Annotated in this window: 13 protein-coding genes; 4 read left to right on the plus strand and 9 right to left on the minus strand. The window is 59.2% G+C overall.

Features of this window, described 5'->3' with window-relative positions:
• Positions 1–612 precede the first annotated feature (612 nt).
• Positions 613–2,532 carry a M23 family metallopeptidase gene (locus tag ACN0TA_RS12835; protein WP_417583522.1) on the plus strand — a complete coding sequence of 640 codons (1,920 nt, stop codon included), beginning with the start codon at positions 613–615 and terminating at the stop codon, positions 2,530–2,532.
• 41 nt (positions 2,533–2,573) lie between these two features.
• Here the strand turns inward: ACN0TA_RS12835 and ACN0TA_RS12840 are convergent, their stop codons facing one another.
• Positions 2,574–2,924, minus strand: a complete 351-nt coding sequence (locus ACN0TA_RS12840) for a VOC family protein (RefSeq protein ID WP_417583524.1) — start codon at positions 2,922–2,924, stop codon at positions 2,574–2,576.
• Positions 2,925–3,077: 153 nt separating this feature from the next.
• On the opposite strand from ACN0TA_RS12840, the gene ACN0TA_RS12845 reads away from it, so the two are divergent.
• Complete coding sequence (locus tag ACN0TA_RS12845) at positions 3,078–4,898, plus strand: DEAD/DEAH box helicase (RefSeq protein WP_417583526.1); 1,821 nt, start codon at positions 3,078–3,080, stop codon at positions 4,896–4,898.
• A 4-nt stretch (positions 4,899–4,902) separates the two neighbouring features.
• On the opposite strand, the gene ACN0TA_RS12850 is transcribed toward ACN0TA_RS12845, so the two are convergent.
• Complete coding sequence (locus ACN0TA_RS12850) at positions 4,903–5,250, minus strand: DUF1304 domain-containing protein (RefSeq protein WP_417583528.1); 348 nt, start codon at positions 5,248–5,250, stop codon at positions 4,903–4,905.
• A 389-nt stretch (positions 5,251–5,639) separates the two neighbouring features.
• On the opposite strand from ACN0TA_RS12850, the gene ACN0TA_RS12855 reads away from it, so the two are divergent.
• Positions 5,640–6,020 carry a hypothetical protein gene (locus ACN0TA_RS12855; protein ID WP_417583530.1) on the plus strand — a complete coding sequence of 127 codons (381 nt, stop codon included), beginning with the start codon at positions 5,640–5,642 and terminating at the stop codon, positions 6,018–6,020.
• Between the two features lie 186 nt (positions 6,021–6,206).
• Here the strand turns inward: ACN0TA_RS12855 and clpB are convergent, their stop codons facing one another.
• The 6 genes from clpB to ACN0TA_RS12885 all read right to left on the minus strand — a co-directional run bounded on the left by clpB (position 6,207) and on the right by ACN0TA_RS12885 (position 15,734).
• Positions 6,207–8,822: an ATP-dependent chaperone ClpB gene (gene clpB, locus ACN0TA_RS12860; protein WP_417583532.1), complete on the minus strand. Its 2,616-nt coding sequence runs from the start codon at positions 8,820–8,822 to the stop codon at positions 6,207–6,209.
• A gap of 212 nt (positions 8,823–9,034) precedes the next feature.
• Positions 9,035–9,712, minus strand: a complete 678-nt coding sequence (locus ACN0TA_RS12865) for a DUF4167 domain-containing protein (RefSeq protein WP_417583534.1) — start codon at positions 9,710–9,712, stop codon at positions 9,035–9,037.
• Positions 9,713–10,158: 446 nt separating this feature from the next.
• A complete protein-coding gene (gene prmC / locus ACN0TA_RS12870; protein ID WP_417583536.1) occupies positions 10,159–11,013 on the minus strand; it encodes a peptide chain release factor N(5)-glutamine methyltransferase in 855 nt (284 codons plus the stop codon).
• 35 nt (positions 11,014–11,048) lie between these two features.
• Positions 11,049–12,125, minus strand: a complete 1,077-nt coding sequence (gene prfA / locus ACN0TA_RS12875) for a peptide chain release factor 1 (RefSeq protein WP_417583538.1) — start codon at positions 12,123–12,125, stop codon at positions 11,049–11,051.
• 29 nt (positions 12,126–12,154) lie between these two features.
• On the minus strand, positions 12,155–14,419 hold the full coding sequence (ptsP, locus tag ACN0TA_RS12880) for a phosphoenolpyruvate--protein phosphotransferase (protein WP_417583540.1): 2,265 nt from the start codon (positions 14,417–14,419) through the stop codon (positions 12,155–12,157).
• A 55-nt stretch (positions 14,420–14,474) separates the two neighbouring features.
• A complete protein-coding gene (locus ACN0TA_RS12885) occupies positions 14,475–15,734 on the minus strand; it encodes an aspartate kinase (protein WP_417583542.1) in 1,260 nt (419 codons plus the stop codon).
• Positions 15,735–15,911: 177 nt separating this feature from the next.
• Between ACN0TA_RS12885 and ubiG the strand changes: the two genes are divergently transcribed.
• Positions 15,912–16,649, plus strand: coding sequence for a bifunctional 2-polyprenyl-6-hydroxyphenol methylase/3-demethylubiquinol 3-O-methyltransferase UbiG (gene ubiG / locus ACN0TA_RS12890; protein WP_417583544.1), 738 nt, complete (start codon positions 15,912–15,914; stop codon positions 16,647–16,649).
• Between the two features lie 149 nt (positions 16,650–16,798).
• Here the strand turns inward: ubiG and ACN0TA_RS12895 are convergent, their stop codons facing one another.
• On the minus strand, positions 16,799–17,221 hold the full coding sequence (locus ACN0TA_RS12895) for a DUF1178 family protein (RefSeq protein ID WP_417583546.1): 423 nt from the start codon (positions 17,219–17,221) through the stop codon (positions 16,799–16,801).
• Between the last annotated feature and the right edge of the window lies 1 nt (position 17,222).

The following is a 17,222-nucleotide window of genomic DNA, read 5'->3' on the forward strand; positions in this document are numbered from 1 at the left end:
ATAAAGAGTGTACCTCAAGAAAAACGTGCACCCATCAAACTAAGTCTTTTTCGTCAGGCCATAAAACCCAACCGCAAAAACAAAGCCCGCCGGCCACGTTTCCCTTTCCAACAAAACTACAATGTCAAATAACGAACGCCTCACTGACGTTCAAAAGACTAACTTCAGAGAACAATGACCAGCTTCCGGAAAATTCCGGCGGCGCCGATCTCTTTGTCTTGAAGCCGCAGGGCGGGGCGCTCAGGGCGTCACCGCGTCTGCAGTGGGGGCGTTATATGGGCAGGCTCTTTCGGTGTCAACACGCCAAATCACCTAGAACGACACTTTTTTGACAGTCACCGAAAAAACCGCCGGTAGCTGGCCTTCTGCGCCAGAAGATTCCCAGTGTAGCCACATTTTCGCAGCATCGATCACTCTTATAGATGTGCCGCATACGGGTACGCGGGCGCATGGGCTCATTGCTTGACATCTGAGTCCGGCGCGTTCATCCCTTTGACGCGCACTCTATAATCTGGCTGGCCGCAAGGGTCCGGGGAAGAAAAGTTGAACGCAGCGCAACGCAATCGCCACGCCGCTCTCCTTAAAGCGACAGGATACGAGGATTCGCCGGCATTGACCGTCCAATCCCCCGAGGGTGCTCTGCCCCAGGGTCGCGAGATCAGTTTTGCCTGGCTCGCTGGCACCATATTGACCGGCGTTACGTCCTTCATGCTTATGGCCGGAGCATTACAGGTCTCCTTTAAAGGACAAGACACCTTCTCTACGCCCTTCGAGGCGTTGGCCATCTCGACATCACAAGATCCGACCCCGGCCCCGGCTTCACTTGTCGGCAAGACTCGCCGCGCCAAACCGGTGACCCAGACGCATTCAGATCTTGAAATCATCGAAGCTTCGATCCGTGAAGTGGTCGATGGTGTTGCGCGCATCCGCAATCAGCCCTTTACAACCATCGACGCGACGCTGGCGACTGCAGCGACGTCATTGTCCGAAGACATTCCATCATATGATCCCGCCGCGCTTCTGGCGCGAAACGAGCCGTTGCGCGCCAACCCCGCCTCAGAGCTGGTCAGCACCGATATATATGGAGCGGACGTGGAAGGCGAGGTCACAGTGCGCACCGCTGCGCTTGAGCTTTCCGATGCGCCGCACCGCGCCGTAAGTGATATGAGCGCCGCCCAGTTTGTCCGGCTTTCGGTTGAGGGCGCCTATACCGATGTCGAAGGGCCGCTTATGGCCTATGCATCCCCGTCTGCCAGCCTGCGCGATCTGGGCATTGAAATTGCACCCGGCACGATCGAAGGCGTCGCCGAAAACGTCACTGTAATGGCAAAGACCCGCGTTGCCGACGACATGAGCCATTTACGGACCGAACGCGTGCTGACAATCCGCGAGCAGACCCCGATTGCCGAAGCGTTCATGCGCAACGGTTTCACAACGCAGATGGTCACTGCAGTAACGCGCGCTATGCAGAACGTCTATCCCCAGACCGACCTGCCCGAAGGCACGCGCCTGCGAATCCTGTTCGGCGCTTCGCGGGGTTCCCAAACGCTTATTCCCTACCGCGTCAGTATATATGACGACACCGTTCACCGCGTGACCGTGGCCCTTACCGACCAAGGCCGCTACGTCACCGCACTCGAGCCGCCACGCATAGAATTCACAGAAGAGGACACAGAAGAGGTCAACGTCGGCAATCTCCCCACTATATACCGTTCGATCTGGGAGACGGGCCGCAAACACGGTCTCGATGACGCAACCATCGACCGCATCGCTGCCATGTATGCCTATGATCTCGACCTGACCCGCCGCGTCTCGCCAGGCGACTCGATTGAAATTCTGCTCTCGGGCAACACCGAAGAGGACAATCAGGATCTTCTTTATGTGGCGCTGACATTGTCCAACACGACACGCGAGCTGTTCCGCTTTCAGACCGAAGACGGCGTTATCGACTTCTATAACCCCGAGGGTGAAACCGGGAAGCAGTTTTTGCTGCGCCGTCCGCTTGAAGGCGGCGGCACTCTGCGCTCGCGCTATGGCTATCGTCGCCACCCGATTTTTGGCGACTACCGCCTTCATACAGGCAGTGACCTTGCTGCCCGTACGGGCACCCCCATCTATGCCGGCGGCGATGGCATTGTGGAAATGGCCCAATGGTATTCAGGCTACGGCCGATATGTCGAACTGCGTCATGCCAATGGCTACAATACAGCCTACGGGCATATGAGCGCGATTGCAGATGGGATCACGCCAGGCACGCCTGTCACCCAGGGCCAAGTGATCGGCTATGTTGGCTCGACGGGCCAATCGACCGGCCCGCACCTGCACTATGAAATCAAGATCAACGGCAACACCGTCGATCCTCTTGCCGTCAAGCTACCGCGCGCCAACTCCCTGCCCCAACAGTACCAGACCGAATTTGCGTCCACAGTCGCTCAAGTCCGCGCGCTCATCGAACAGCATGGCACGCCTGTAACCCCGTCAGTTACCGTCGCGGCGACAGAAGACACCCCGGCAACGACGGCTTCGAACTAGCACCGCCGCCGCCTCTGGCGGCCGGCTTTCAAGGCGGCGAACTAGGCCGCCGGACTTTGCTCGCTCCAAACGGCCAGTTCGTTGCCGCCAGGCTCTCGGAAATGAAACCGCCGTCCACCGGGGAAATCATATTGCTCTCGGGTAATCTCGCCGCCCGCGGCGCGCACTGCAGCTTCTGCTGCATCAAGCTCGCGCGTATAGAGTATGACCAGCGGCGGCAACCGCTCACCCTGCGCCCTTGATATGCCGCCATCGAGCTTTGCATCTTCGATGCCGACGTAATCCGGGCCGTAATCAGTAAATCGCCAGCCAAAGGCCGCCGCAAAGAACGACCGGCTGGCCGCCATGTCTTCGCTGTCGAGTTCGATATAGTCTATTGCTGTCGCTGACATGATACATCCTTTTGTTCCCATTATGTTCCTACTATCTAAAGACGGTGTCAAGCGGCGGCGCCCTCAATCCCGCTTCTGGAGAGCCCTAAAGATCAGCGCTGGCCCAAACGGCCACTCTTCTGCTATAGCCTCCTCAACATAAGGCTCCCAATCATGTCATCTGATACTGACCAAGCGCCGGCAGACCTGCCGGCATCAATCCACGTTGCGCTGGCGAGCGCCCTTTCTAGCCACGGCTATACGCAGCTCACGCCCGTGCAAACCGCAATGCTGGACCGGGACAATGCCGAGGCTGACCTGTTGGTCTCCGCCCAGACCGGGTCGGGCAAGACCGTTGCGTTCGGAATCGCTATTGCGCCGACACTGCTGGGCGGCGAAGAGCGGTTCGGCCAGGCGCAAACCCCGCTTGGGCTGGTGATTGCCCCGACGCGCGAGCTGGCGTTGCAGGTGCAGCGCGAACTCGCATGGCTCTATGCAGATGCAGGTATTCGTATTGCCACCTGCGTTGGCGGCATGGATATGCGCGACGAGCGGCGCGCGCTCGATCGCGGCGCGCACCTTGTTGTCGGCACGCCAGGTCGCCTGCGCGACCATATCACCAAGCGCTCGCTGGATTTGAGCGCCATGCGGGCCGTGGTGCTCGATGAAGCCGATGAAATGCTCGATCTGGGCTTTCGGGATGATCTTGAGTTCATTCTAGCGGCCTCGCCTCAAGAACGGCGTACGCTCTTGTTTTCGGCTACAGTGCCACGCGCGATTGCCGATCTTGCCAAAACCTATCAGCGCGATGCAATCCGCGTCGCCACTGTCGCCGCAACAGAGCAGCATGCCGATATCGATTATCAGCTTATGGTGGTCCACCGCGACGAACGCGAACACGCCATCATCAACACCCTGCTCACCTCCGACAGCACCAGCGCGCTGGTTTTCTGCCACACGCGCGAAGCGGTCCGTCATCTCGCAGCCCGATTGAGCAACCGGGGCTTTGCCGCAGTGGCGCTTTCGGGCGAGCTTGCGCAATCGGAGCGCTCAAGTGCACTACAGGCCATGCGCGATGGCCGCGCCCATGTCTGTGTTGCAACCGACGTTGCAGCGCGCGGCATCGATCTGCCCAATCTCGATCTTGTGATCCACGCCGATATTCCTTCCAATCCCGCAACGTTGCTGCACCGTTCCGGCCGCACCGGACGCGCAGGCCGCAAGGGCGTATGCGTTCTTGTTGTGCCTGAGCATCGGCGTAAAGCCGCTAGCCGCGTTCTCTCACTGGCCAAGCTTTCGGCTACCACAGTCTCCGCGCCCACAATTGCCGATATCGAAGCGCGCTATCGCCGGCAGATTGTCGATGCTGCAGTTTCGGCACCCATGCCCGAAGACGAAGAAAAAGAATTTGTGGCCGAGCTGCTGGGCAAGGTCTCTCCCGAACAGCTCGCTGTCGCCTATTTGCGGCAGCAATTGGCAAGTCGCCCTGTGCCTGAAGAAACCTCTTCAGTTTCCCTGACCGGCGACGGCCCAAAATCCAAGCGGCGCGACAAGCGCAATGAGGGCGGGCCCGGCTACGACCCGATGGCCCCGCGTGAACCACGCGGCCCCGACATGGTGGGCGGGGTATGGTTTACCCTTTCGCTTGGGCGCAAGCACAGGGCCGATCCCAAATGGCTCCTACCCATGATCTGCAAGGCTGGCGGGGTGACCAAACGCGATGTCGGCTCGATCAAGATCGACGACACCGAAACCCGCTTTGAAATCGCCGCCGACAAGGCCGATGATTTCGCCCGGCACCTCAAGGGCGGAACCGGTCTCGAGCGCGGCGTCACCATCGCCCAGTCGGGGCGCGGCGCCTCCCATCCACCGCGCGGCGCCAAGGGGTTCGAGCCCAAACCCAAATTCAAAGGCAAGCGGGATGCGCGCGCCGGCGACGCGCCGCGTCCGGCCAAGACAGGGGCCAAAGGGTTCGGCAAGAAGGGCCGAAAATAGCCTTTTACCACCCGAGCCAAAGCACGATCAGTCCCAACGCGGCCGGAAGCGCCTGAACAAACAGGATCTTCCGGCTCGATGTCGCCGCGCCGAACAGGCCCGCGACAAGGACAGAGACGAGAAAAAACACCTTGAACGCAATACTGTCCGCCCAAAGCCCATAAACCAGCCCCGCCACGATGAACCCGTTATAAAGCCCCTGATTGGCCGCCAGCACACGGGTGCTGTCGGCAAAATCCTGGTCGAGCCCGAAGGCCTTAAGGCCCATGGGCTTGTTCCACTGGGTCATCTCGATAAAGACGATATAGACGTGAATGGCCGCAATCACGGCTATCACAACATTTGCGACCATGGTCGGTTTCGTCCTTTTCTCGTGTGAAGCAACTTCGCGAATCAATACAGGCTTGCGCGGCAGTGTCCAGAGCGATGGGGCTGCCTGAAGAGGTTGCAGTCTCGCAAGAAGACCAGCTCAGTGCACCTTTCGGCTCTGCCAGTTCTCGGAAGTGAGTTTGGGGAAACTCCCACCCGGACCTTGCCTTGCGAGCTCCGACCTCTCCCCTAAAATGGAGAGATGAAGACTGCCGCTGACGCTCAAGGCCCCTCTCCCCAACCGTCGTTTCCCCGCTTCGATGTGCGGCTGCGGCAACCTTTTTCCGTTCATCTCGTTTTCAGGTGCGGGGAGCTAAAATCAAGCAATTATGCGCGCTGTCATGTCGACGGTGCCCGCTATGGAGCCAAGTCATGATCAAATCTATTGTTACCGCCGCCGCTCTTGCAGCCTTTTTCGTCGCGCCTGCCTTTGCGCAGGACATGGATCCGAATGGGACATGGGTCGATCGCTGGGGCACGAGCTTCACGTTCGAACTCTGCGGTGACGGCACCCAGCTTTGTGGCGTTCTCAACGACATCCAGGGCGATTCCCGCACCGAAGAAAACCTGGCATTTGTCGGCAAGGAAGTTGTTCAAGGCACACTGGTCGGCCCAAACAAATGGGAAGGCAACATTGCCCTCAATGGCGGAAACGCCAAGGCTGTTGTCGAACAGACCGGTCCCAATACAATCAAGCTGACCGGCTGCCAGGCGGCAATCTTCTGCTCAAGCATCGATTATCAACGCCAGTAATTTGCGATTCGATTTTCTTACGGGCTGCGGTGAAAGCTGCGGCCTTTTTTCTAGGGCCTGCTCCTCCTTACGGCAGCGAGGCGGCCCACGACCAATGCCGGGTGTCGCTGCTGCAGCGCACTACACAATTGATGCATAAGGGCCCGCCTTCTAAGCGGGCCCTTCTTTTTCCGACCGGCAGCGTCCCTATTGCGTCCCCGTCTCCATGGCCTCGCCTTCAACGACGGGTAGGATCACCAGCCCGCCATCTCCGGCATCGACCTTGACCGCGCCGCCATCGGTAATTTCGCCAGCGAGCAGCTTTTCGGCCAGCTCGTCCTGCACCGAGCGTTGGATAACGCGCTTGAGCGGGCGGGCACCATAGGCCGAATCATAGCCTTCATTGGCCAGCCAGTCGCGGGCCGCTTCGGTCACCTCGATGGTGATTTCGCGCGTGTCGAGCAGCTTCTGCAAGCGCTTGAGCTGAATATCGACAATGGCACCCATCTGGCTGCGTTCGAGCCTGTGGAACAGCAAGATTTCATCCACACGGTTCAAAAATTCGGGCCTGAAGGCCGATTTGACAGTATCGAGCACCTTGCCCCGCACCATCTCCACCGATTCGCCATCGGGCTGAGCGGCCAGATATTCCGATCCCAGATTCGATGTCATGATGATCAGCGTGTTGCGGAAGTCCACTGTATGCCCCTGACCGTCGGTCAACCGGCCGTCGTCGAGGACCTGCAACAGAACGTTGAACACATCTGGATGCGCTTTTTCGACTTCGTCGAACAAAACCACCTGATAGGGTCGCCGACGCACGGCTTCGGTCAGAACCCCGCCCTCGTCATATCCTACATAGCCCGGAGGGGCGCCGATCAGGCGCGCAACAGCGTGCTTTTCCATGAACTCGCTCATATCGAGCCTGACCATTGCCGTTTCATCATCGAACAGGAACTGGGCCAGCGTCTTGGTCAGCTCGGTCTTGCCCACACCGGTGGGGCCAAGGAACATGAACGAACCGATTGGACGGTTGGGATCCTGCAATCCGGCGCGCGCCCGGCGAACCGCTCTGGAAACCGCAGCCACCGCCTCGGACTGGCCGATCACGCGACGGGCCAGTTCATCTTCCATGCGCAACAGCTTGTCGCGTTCACCCTCAAGCATTTTGTCGACGGGCACGCCCGTCCAGCGCGATACCACCTGGGCGATATGGTTGGGCGTCACCACCTCTTCGACCATGTCCGATCCTGGCTGAGCTTCATGAGCCTCGGCCTCTTTCAATCGCCGCTCGAGATCGGGGATCACCCCATAGGCCAGCTCACCGGCGCGAGCGAGATCCCCCTTGCGCTGGGCAAGTTCGAGCTCGGTGCGCGCAGCGTCGAGCTGTTCCTTGAGCTTGGTTCCGCCCGCCAGTCTTTCCTTTTCGGAAAGCCAGCGCTGGGTCATGGCGTCAGATTCTTCTTCAAGACCGGCAAGCTCGGCTTCGAGCCGACCAAGACGGGTCTTTGAGGCATCGTCCTCTTCCTTTTTCAGCGCTTCGCGTTCGATTTTCAGCTGAATGATACGACGGTCCAGCTCATCGAGAGCCTCGGGCTTTGAATCGACAGCCATCCGCAACCGCGCCGAAGCTTCGTCCATCAGGTCGATGGCCTTATCGGGCAGAAAACGGTCGGTGATGTAGCGGTTCGAAAGGGTCGCACTCGATACCAGCGCCGAATCGGAAATCCGCACCCCGTGATGAAGTTCGTATTTTTCCTTGAGCCCGCGCAGAATTGAGATCGTATCCTCCACGCTGGGTTCATTGACAAAGACCGGCTGGAAACGCCGCGCCAGAGCTGCATCTTTTTCGACGTGCTTTTTGTATTCATCGAGCGTTGTCGCGCCAACGCAGTGCAACTCACCGCGCGCCAAAGCCGGTTTCAACAGATTGGATGCATCCATGGCCCCGTCGGCCTTGCCTGCACCGACAAGGGTATGCATCTCGTCGATAAACAAGATAATCTGCCCATCCGCGGACTGAACTTCACTCAAAACCGATTTCAGCCGCTCTTCGAATTCGCCGCGATATTTCGCACCAGCGATCAAAGCGCCCATATCCAGCGCCAACAGCGCCTTCTTCTTGAGCGATTCGGGAACGTCGCCATTGACGATGCGCAGAGCGAGCCCTTCGGCGATCGCTGTCTTGCCCACGCCGGGCTCACCGATCAGCACCGGGTTGTTCTTGGTGCGGCGCGAGAGCACCTGAATGGTGCGGCGGATTTCCTCGTCACGGCCGATCACCGGATCGAGCTTGCCTTCGCGGGCATCCTCGGTCAGATCACGCGCGTATTTCTTGAGCGCATCATAAGTGTTCTCAGCGCTCGCAGAATCGGCGGTGCGCCCCTTGCGGATCGACTCGATTGCAGCATTGAGCCCATTTGCCGTAACACCAGCCGAGGCGAGGATCTTGCCCGCATCGGTCTCTTTTTCGATGGTCAGCGCCAACAGCATGCGCTCGACGGCGACGAACGAATCGCCTGCCTTCTGCGCTGCGGCCTCGGCGGTTTCAAAAACACGGGCCAGTTCGCGGCCAAGATAGATCTGGCCATTGTCACCGGAGACCGATGGAATCTTTTTCAATCCCTCTTCAACCCCGGCACGCACGGCCTGTGCATTGCCGCCAGCGCGTTCAATCAGCCCGGTGGCCATGCCTTCGGGGTCATCGACGAGAACCTTGAGGATATGGAGTGGGGTGAACTGCTGGTGGCCACGAGAAAGCGCCATCTGCTGAGCGCTCTGAATGAACCCGCGGGTCCGCTCAGTATATTTTTCGATATTCATGCTTCAACTCTCCTTTGCTGGCGCGCTGCCCCTGCCCGCTTCGCGGCACACGAGACAACGCCCGAAGCGTTGACTGGATTTTAGCTCAGCCCGGCTGCCCGGCGCTGACTCAAGTCAAAGGATATGTAGGCGCACATTTGCAAAGAAAAAGACCGGGCACGATGGCCCGGTCCTTTTATTTTTCGATTGGTATCTGGCAGCGCCTCCTGGCGCTATTCGGCCGCAGCTTCGCGGCCGGCCGTCAGAAAGGCTGGCAATTCCGGTGCCGGCTCATTGGAATCGTCATCCGACTTTTTGCGGCGCGGACGGCGCGGCTTTTTAGGCGCCTCCTCGGCAGCAGGTGCTGCATCCTGCGACTTGGCAGGTTCCGCCTCGACGGGTCTTTCGCCCTCACTCGAAGCCTCGACTGTTTCTTCGGTCCGCTCACGGCGGGGACGACGCTGACGGCGCGGACGCGGCTCACGCTGTTCGTCCGACCCCGAATCCCCATTCTCGGAGGCTACGGCATTCTGTTCGGCAGACTCGCCGGAATTGCCCGAAGCGTTATCATTGTCGTTGTCGTCATCATCGTCGGGCGTTGTATCGACGCTCGTATCCTGGCGGGGCTGATACTGGGCCTGCGCAGCAAGGATGATACGGAGATAATGCTCGGCGTGCTGGAGATAATTTTCCGCCATCACGTTGTCACCGACCGAAGCCGCATCACGCGAAAGCTGGGTATATTTCTCTGCGATATGAGCCGCATTGCCGCGAATTTTCACGTCCGGGCCGTTGCTCTCATAGCTGCGCGACAACGGATTGCCGCCGCCACCGCCGCGGCGCTGGTTGTTATTGTTGTTGTTCCGGCCGCGCGAACGCTGCTTGTTGTTGTTCTGCTGGTTTGGTCTCATGTGCTCGCTTCAACACGTTCCGTGAAGGTATGCGCTTAGGACATCACTCATCCCTCAAAGGATGATTATTGTCCTTATTGTCGTGGTGCAGGTCCGAACCGGAAATCCGATTTTCACTTTTCCTGAACCTGCCCCATCAAGGGCCTTTGCCGCCAAAACAGGGCGGCGGACACAAATCTCGGCTGACACGAACCGGGCTGCCGGTTCGAGCTGCGCCGATCGCTCTCTCTGGTTTCCCCAAAAAGGCTGTGCGGTCTCCTGCCCTGTCCTGTGCTGGGCCAACCATTGGAAGGTCGGGGTCCGCGGCCGGCTTTTCTCTTCCGCCGATGTCAGGGTGGGTTCCACCGCGATGAACAAGCACCGCGTCAGCATGGCCAACCTAACCGCTTATCCTTTTCATTCCAAGAAAAATATTGGCTTTACACGAAAAACGCCGGGGCACTGGATCATTGCGGCGCGCGGGCGGTAACCATCCGGTCGTGGCCAGCAAGGTCCCTGGCGATTGAGATATCGCAAAAGCCGGCTTGGTCTAAAAGCTCATTAACGATTTGGCCCTGATCGAAACCGATTTCAAGGGCAAGCGCTCCGCCCGCCGCAAGGTGTGCACGTCCCTGGGCTGCGATGACCCGATAAGGCGCCAGCCCGTCCCTTCCTCCATCGAGCGCAAGCATGGGATCGAAGGATTTGACTCCAACCGCGAGCGTTTCGATGACCTGGCTGGCGATGTAGGGCGGATTGGAAACGACAAGGTCGAACTGCTCCCCGCCCAGCGGTTCGAACCAACTGCCTTCCCGCCCCTCGAACCGCTCGGCAACGCCCAGCGTTCGTGCATTGATTCGCGCCTGATCGAGAGCATCGGCAGATAGATCCACCCCGACCCCACGCGCTTCCTGCAGATTCGCCAGGACTGAAAGCATTATGCAGCCGGTGCCCGTTCCCAGATCTGCAATTTTTGGCGCGGCCCGGCCGCCCAGTTCGGCAATCGCAAAATCAACAAGCATTTCGGTTTCCGGCCGTGGAATCAGCGTCGCTGCATTTAAGCCGAAACGCAGCCCATAAAACTCCTGCACGCCGACAATACGCGCAATTGGCTCTCCGCCGAGCCTGCGATCCACATACGCGCTAAGAGCAGCCATCTGGCGTTCGGGATAGGGGTCTGTTTCCCCGGCAATCAGCTTTGTGTCGTCAAATCCAAGACTATGCCGCACCAAAAGCCGCGCATCGAGCGCGGCGGTTGCAAATCCTGCGGCTGTAAACCGCTCGCGCAGGCTCCGCCAGGTCTGGCCAATCGTCTGTGTCATAATCCCTGCTGGAGGTGCCCAAAGCGGACGAGCACTCAGCCCCCCTGCTCCATTGCTGCCAATTGCGCAGCCTGATTTTCCGTAATCAGCGCGTCGATAACTTCGCCCAGCGCCTCCCCGGTGATGATCTGGGGCAACTTGTAGAGCGTAAGATTGATCCTGTGATCGGTCACCCGCCCCTGGGGGAAGTTGTAGGTCCGGATGCGCTCGGACCGATCGCCCGAGCCCACCTGCGATTTACGGCTTTCAGCCCGTTCGGACGACGCCTTGAATTGTTGTTCGTCAAACAACCTGGCGCGCAGCACCTTCATGGCGTTGGCGCGGTTCTGATGTTGGGATTTTTCGGCCGATGTGACCACGATGCCAGAAGGAATATGAGTAATGCGGACAGCCGAGTCGGTGGTATTGACGTGCTGGCCACCGGCTCCCGAAGCCCGCATCGTGTCGATACGGATATCCTCGTTGCGGATCTCGATATCGATGTCTTCGACCTCGGGCAACACCGCGACCGTCGCTGCAGACGTATGAATGCGCCCGGACCCTTCGGTATCGGGCACCCGTTGTACGCGATGGACGCCAGATTCATATTTGAGCTTGGCGAAAACGCCGGCACCCGAAACATTGGCGATGATTTCCTTATATCCGCCGGCGTCGCCTTCAGACATTTCCATCACCGAAACTTTCCAGCCTTGTGCTTCGGCATAGCGTTGATACATGCGAAACAGATCGCCAGCAAAAAGGGCTGCCTCATCGCCCCCAGTTCCGGCGCGCACTTCCAGGATCGCGCTTTTCTCGTCAGCGGCATCCTTTGGCAGAAGCAGGATGCGTATCTGCTGGCTCAGCGCTTCGATGCTTTCCTTGAGTTCGCCCATTTCTTCATAGGCAAGTTCGGCCATTTCCTTGTCGGCCGATTTCACCAGTTCCTCGGCGCCCGCAAGCTCGGCCAACGCGGCGCGGTATTCACGCACCTTGGCGACCATGGGCGAAAGCTCGGCATATTCTTTTGAAAGCCGTACATAGGCGTCAGGGTCCGGGCTACCCGACATCGCCGCTTCGATGGAATCGAAACGGCGTTCAAGAGCGTCGAGCTTATCGGTGGGCAGAAAAGCCATGAAAAACAATCCGGGTCGGAAGAAGTACGCTAAACGGTCAGAGAATGCCGGTCGGCAAACTCGGCCAGAAACTCGCGGGCCGAGCCCTCGGTTTCGCCGTTTTCAAGATAATCGTTCATTTCGGCCTTGAGCGCCTCGACGTCAAGTCCAAGCACCATTTCCTTGATCGGCCCGATAGACGATGCGCCCATCGAAAGCCGGGTCATGCCGATCGACAAAAGCGCCATCGCCTCGATCGGACGCCCTGCCAATTCCCCGCACATGGTAACAGGCTTGCCATATTTGGCAGCGGCATCGACAACGAGTTTTAGCGCCCGCAACCGCGGCCGGGCAATCGGGTCGTAATTGTTGGCCACACGCGGATTGGCGCGGTCCGCAGCTGTCAGAAACTGAATGAGATCGTTCGAACCGATCGAGACGAAATCGGTCTCCGGCAACAATCTGTCGAGTTCGAACAACAGCGAGGGCACCTCGATCATCGATCCGATCTCGAGCACCTCGGGCTGAGCAAAGCCAAGCCGGGGCAGACGCTCGTTCTCTCGCAGAATGAAGCGCTTGACCTTCATGTACTCGCGCGCCTCGGTGACCATGGGCACCAGTATACGCAACGGCTTGCCGCCGGCGGCCTGCAGCAGGGCGCGGACCTGGGTGCGCAACAATGCCGGACGGTCGAGCGCCAACCGGAGACTGCGCCAGCCCATTGCCGGGTTCTCCTCGGCGGTCGAGCGCATATAGGGCACAACCTTGTCGCCCCCGATATCGAGCAGGCGGAAAACGATGGGCTTGTCGCCCATCAATCGCATGGCCTCCGAATACAGCTCCACCTGGTCTTTGACCCGGGGCATTTTCGAGGCGATCATGAATTGCAGCTCTGTGCGGAACAGCCCAACGCCTTCAGCGCCGGTCTCTTCGAGCATGGCCATATCGGCGAGCAAGCCCGAATTGTGCAACAGCGTGATGTGCTGCCCGTCGCGCGAGACTGGCGGGGTATCCTTGAGCGCTGCGTAGTGGGCGCGCCGCTTGGCCGAGAGCCGAACCTTGTCGATATAGGTCGCTTCGATATCAGGCGTGGGCCGTAAATGGACGGCGCCGGTAAAGCCGTCAACGATGATATCGTCGCCAGCCTCACCCATCGAAACGATATTTTCCGCCTGGCCCACCGCCACCAGCCCAACCGAACGAGCAACAATGGCAACATGGGCAGTGGCAGCGCCGTCTTCGAGCACCACCGCCCGCAGCCGGGTGCGGTCATATTCAAGCAGTTCGGCGGGTCCCATATTGCGCGCCACAAGAACAGCATTGTCGGGCAGTTCCTTGCCGGGGACCGAGCCATCCGCCGTCAGGATGCGCAGCAAGCGATTGGCAAGATCGTCGAGATCGTGCAACCGTTCGCGGATATAGGGATCTGTCTGGCGCAGCATGCGGGCGCGCGTGTCGTTCTGAACACGCTCCACGGCAGCCTCGGCAGTTAACCCTGAGTCGATTGCCTCTTCGAGCCGCCTTACCCATCCCCGGTCATGGGCAAACATTCTGTAGCTTTCCAGAATGTCGCGGTGATCGGACGGTATCTGCATGTCGCCCGAATTGAGCAGTTCGTCGATCGAGACCCGCATCGTCTGAAGCGCAGCCTCAAGCCGAGCCTTTTCAGCATCGGTATCGTCCGCAACGAAATTGGTGACAACCACACGCGGATCGTGGAGCACGACTTGACCGAGCGCGATGCCCTCGGAAAACCCGATGCCCTGGAACATGCGCGGACGGCGCAAATCGATATCCGAGCCCGGTTTGATCAGCGCATCGAAATCGGCTGTCGAGATCATTTCGGCCAGAATGGTGGCCGTAGTCAGCAGCGCCTCGGTTTCATCCTCGCCGTAAACCCGGCGTTCGGAATTTTGAACAACCAACACGCCCAGCGTCTGGCCGGCCCGCAGGACCGGCACGCCCAGGAACGAAAAGAACGGATCTTCGCCGGTTTCAGGGCGGTAGGCAAAAGAGGGATGTTCGGGCGCGTTCTGAAGGCTCAGCGGTTCGGCCTCGTTGGCGATAAGCCCGACCAGCCCCTCGCCCAGACGCAGTGTGGTGATGTGGACAGCGTCGCGGCGCAAGCCGTGCGTGGCAAAGAGCTCAAGCGCGCCATCGTCGCGCAGTACATAGAACGAGCACACATCGGCCCGCATATTGTCAGCGATCAGGTCGACAATCTTGTCCAACCGTTCCTGGCTGGCCAATGGTTCGGCCATGGTTTCGCGCAGTTGGCGCAAGAGCACCCGCGGTCCACCAATCGCTGTCACCATGTTTGCTCGCCCGACGGATGCCCCGCCTCATAGGATTATCGCCCCCGAGAGGTGGTTACCCCTCGACCTTGTCCAGACCGTAATAGGTATGCAGCGCCCGAACTGCAAGCTCCGCATATTCTTCATCGATCAATACCGAGGTCTTGATTTCGGAAGTGGTGATGAGCTGAATGTTGATTCCCTTGTCCGAAAGAGCCCGGAACATCGAGGCTGCAACCCCGGCATGGCTGCGCATTCCGACGCCGACGACTGAGATCTTTGCGCCACCTTTCGAGCCGGAAATCGACTCGTATTCGAGATCGGGCGCATTGCGAAGAACCTTCATGGCCTTGTCGAATTCGCTGTCGGGCACCGTAAAGGTGATGTCGGTGATCTGTCCGTCATCGGAAATATTCTGCACGATCATGTCGACGACGATACGTGCATCGGCCAGCGGCCCGAACACAGCCGCGGCAACGCCCGGCTTGTCCTTGACCTTGCGCAGGGTGATCTTGGCTTCGGCCCGTGCAAGGGTCACACCTGAAACGATCTGCTTTTCCATGATCTCATCCTCATCGCACACAAGCGTGCCCGTCATGCCCCATTCGCTGCCCGGTGCGTTGCCCGCATCGGGATCGTCAAAGCTTGAGCGTACGACGAGCCGCACGCCCTGGGCCATAGCCAGTTCCACCGACCGCGTCTGGAGCACCTTGGCACCCAGCGAAGCCATTTCGAGCATTTCCTCAAAACTGACCCGTTCAAGGCGCCTTGCTTTGGGCGCAATGCGCGGATCCGTCGTATAGACGCCATCGACGTCGGTATAGATGTCGCACCGATCCGCCTTGACTGCTGCCGCCACGGCAACCGCCGAGGTGTCAGATCCACCGCGTCCAAGCGTGGTGATCCGCTTCTTGTCGGAGACGCCCTGAAAACCGGTGACGACCGGCACCCAGCCCGAACTCATCCGCTCATTGAGATTGGCAGGATCGATGCCGGTAATGCGGGCCGAACCATGGGCATCATCAGTGTGAATGGGCACCTGCCAGCCGGCATAGGAGCGGGACTGGATACCCATTTCCGAAAGCACGATAGCCATCAGCCCGGCGGTCACTTGTTCACCCGAGGCCACAACGGCATCGTATTCGCGCGCATCGTGCATGGGCGCGGCCTCGGCGCACCAGCCGACAAGCTCATTGGTCTTGCCCGACATGGCAGAAACCACAACGGCAACTTCGTGGCCGGCATCGACCTCGCGTTTGACGTGCAGGGCCGCCTTTCGAATGCGCTCGACATTGGCGACCGAGGTGCCGCCAAACTTCATAACTATACGCGCCATGACGCCGCCCTGCATAAAACCAGAAGTGTCAGCCGTAACGCAAAGTACGGTTGTGGCGCGGTGAGTGCCACAAAGCGGCGAATTTAGCAATATGGCTTGCGTGAATGCGGCGACGGATCGCTTGACTTGAGGGCTTGCCGGCCTCACCTGTGAAACAAGCAAAGACGAGGTAACGCCATGAGCACCACCATCAGCCCCGATGAGATCGACAGGTTCCACAAGATGGCCGAGGAATGGTGGGATCCCAACGGCAAGTTCCGGCCGCTGCACAAGTTCAATCCAGTGCGTCTCGCCTATATCCGCGAAAAGATCATTGCCCATTTCGGGCTGGACGATAAGACCATGCGCCCGTTCACCAGCCTGCGCATTCTCGATATCGGCTGCGGCGGAGGTCTGCTCTGCGAACCCATGGCGCGGCTCGGCGCGGAAGTCGTTGGCGCCGATGCGGGTGAAAAGAATGTCAAGATTGCCGCTCTCCACGCCGATCAGTCCGGCCTGGAGATCGATTATCGCGCCACCACTTCCGAAGATCTCGCTGCAGCCGGCGAGCAGTTCGATGTCGTGCTCAACATGGAAGTTGTCGAGCACGTCGCCGATGTACCCCTCTATCTCCAAAGCTGCTGCGATCTGGTCAAGCCTGGTGGTCTGATGTTCGTGGCCACCATCAATCGCACGGCCCGCGCCTATGCACTGGCCATAGTGGGCGCTGAGCGCGTCCTGCGCTGGCTCCCCAAGGGCACGCACCAATATGAAAAATTGGTCACCCCTGAAGAGATCACATCGATTACCGGACGCAACGCCATGAGCGTAGTCGACAAGACCGGCGTGACCTTCAATCCGTTAAAAAACGAATGGAACAAGAGCCGCGACATGGCGGTCAATTACATGATGTTGCTTGAAAAGCCGGCGGCTTAAGATCAACCTGACAAAAATGTCAGGTCCACGAGCCCGGCGACGATCGGCCTAAAAGCCCCATTTGCTATAGAACGCTTCAAGGCGCGGTTCGAAATCGATGTGCGGCCAATGCACCCCACGCGCGCTGAATCGGTGGCAGAACCTGACCGTCAATTGTGCTCGTCGGGCACGTTCGGCAGCGGCATGAATTCAATGCCCTCGTCGATCAGGCTGACCACCTCATCCTTGGTTGCCTCGCCATAGATGCCCCGCGCTTCCGCTTCGTCGTAGTGGATCTTGCGGGCTTCCTCGGCAAATTTGTCACCGACATAATCGGCTTCCGAGGTCATCTTCTGGCGCAAGGCGCGCATGGCTTTCATGAACTCGCCATGCTCAGGATGCCCGGCCGACAGAGAGACCTTTTCGCTCGATCGTGAAACGGCCGGCGCCATCAGCGCCTTTTCCACCTGTGAGGAATTGCAGATCGGGCAGGACAAAACCCCGCGCGTCGATTGCTCGTCATACGCCTCGGCATTTCTGAACCAGGCATCGAATTTGTGGCCTGCAGCGCAGGCGAGCGTGAACTGGATCACT

It is taken from the genome of Pelagibacterium sp. (assembly GCF_048264985.1).
Classification (GTDB): Bacteria; Pseudomonadota; Alphaproteobacteria; order Rhizobiales; family Devosiaceae; genus Pelagibacterium.

What these genes read in the sequence shown, in the direction of transcription:
- ACN0TA_RS12885 (WP_417583542.1), bottom strand. Translation starts at nt 15,734, where the DNA reads ATGGCGCGTATAGTTATGAAGTTTGGCGGCACCTCGGTCGCCAATGTC.
- ubiG (WP_417583544.1), top strand. Translation starts at nt 15,912, where the DNA reads ATGAGCACCACCATCAGCCCCGATGAGATCGACAGGTTCCACAAGATG.
- prfA (WP_417583538.1), bottom strand. Translation starts at nt 12,125, where the DNA reads ATGGCTTTTCTGCCCACCGATAAGCTCGACGCTCTTGAACGCCGTTTC.
- ACN0TA_RS12850 (WP_417583528.1), bottom strand. Translation starts at nt 5,250, where the DNA reads ATGGTCGCAAATGTTGTGATAGCCGTGATTGCGGCCATTCACGTCTAT.
- ACN0TA_RS12865 (WP_417583534.1), bottom strand. Translation starts at nt 9,712, where the DNA reads ATGAGACCAAACCAGCAGAACAACAACAAGCAGCGTTCGCGCGGCCGG.
- ACN0TA_RS12840 (WP_417583524.1), bottom strand. Translation starts at nt 2,924, where the DNA reads ATGTCAGCGACAGCAATAGACTATATCGAACTCGACAGCGAAGACATG.
- ACN0TA_RS12855 (WP_417583530.1), top strand. Translation starts at nt 5,640, where the DNA reads ATGATCAAATCTATTGTTACCGCCGCCGCTCTTGCAGCCTTTTTCGTC.
- clpB (WP_417583532.1), bottom strand. Translation starts at nt 8,822, where the DNA reads ATGAATATCGAAAAATATACTGAGCGGACCCGCGGGTTCATTCAGAGC.
- ptsP (WP_417583540.1), bottom strand. Translation starts at nt 14,419, where the DNA reads ATGGTGACAGCGATTGGTGGACCGCGGGTGCTCTTGCGCCAACTGCGC.
- ACN0TA_RS12845 (WP_417583526.1), top strand. Translation starts at nt 3,078, where the DNA reads ATGTCATCTGATACTGACCAAGCGCCGGCAGACCTGCCGGCATCAATC.
- prmC (WP_417583536.1), bottom strand. Translation starts at nt 11,013, where the DNA reads ATGACACAGACGATTGGCCAGACCTGGCGGAGCCTGCGCGAGCGGTTT.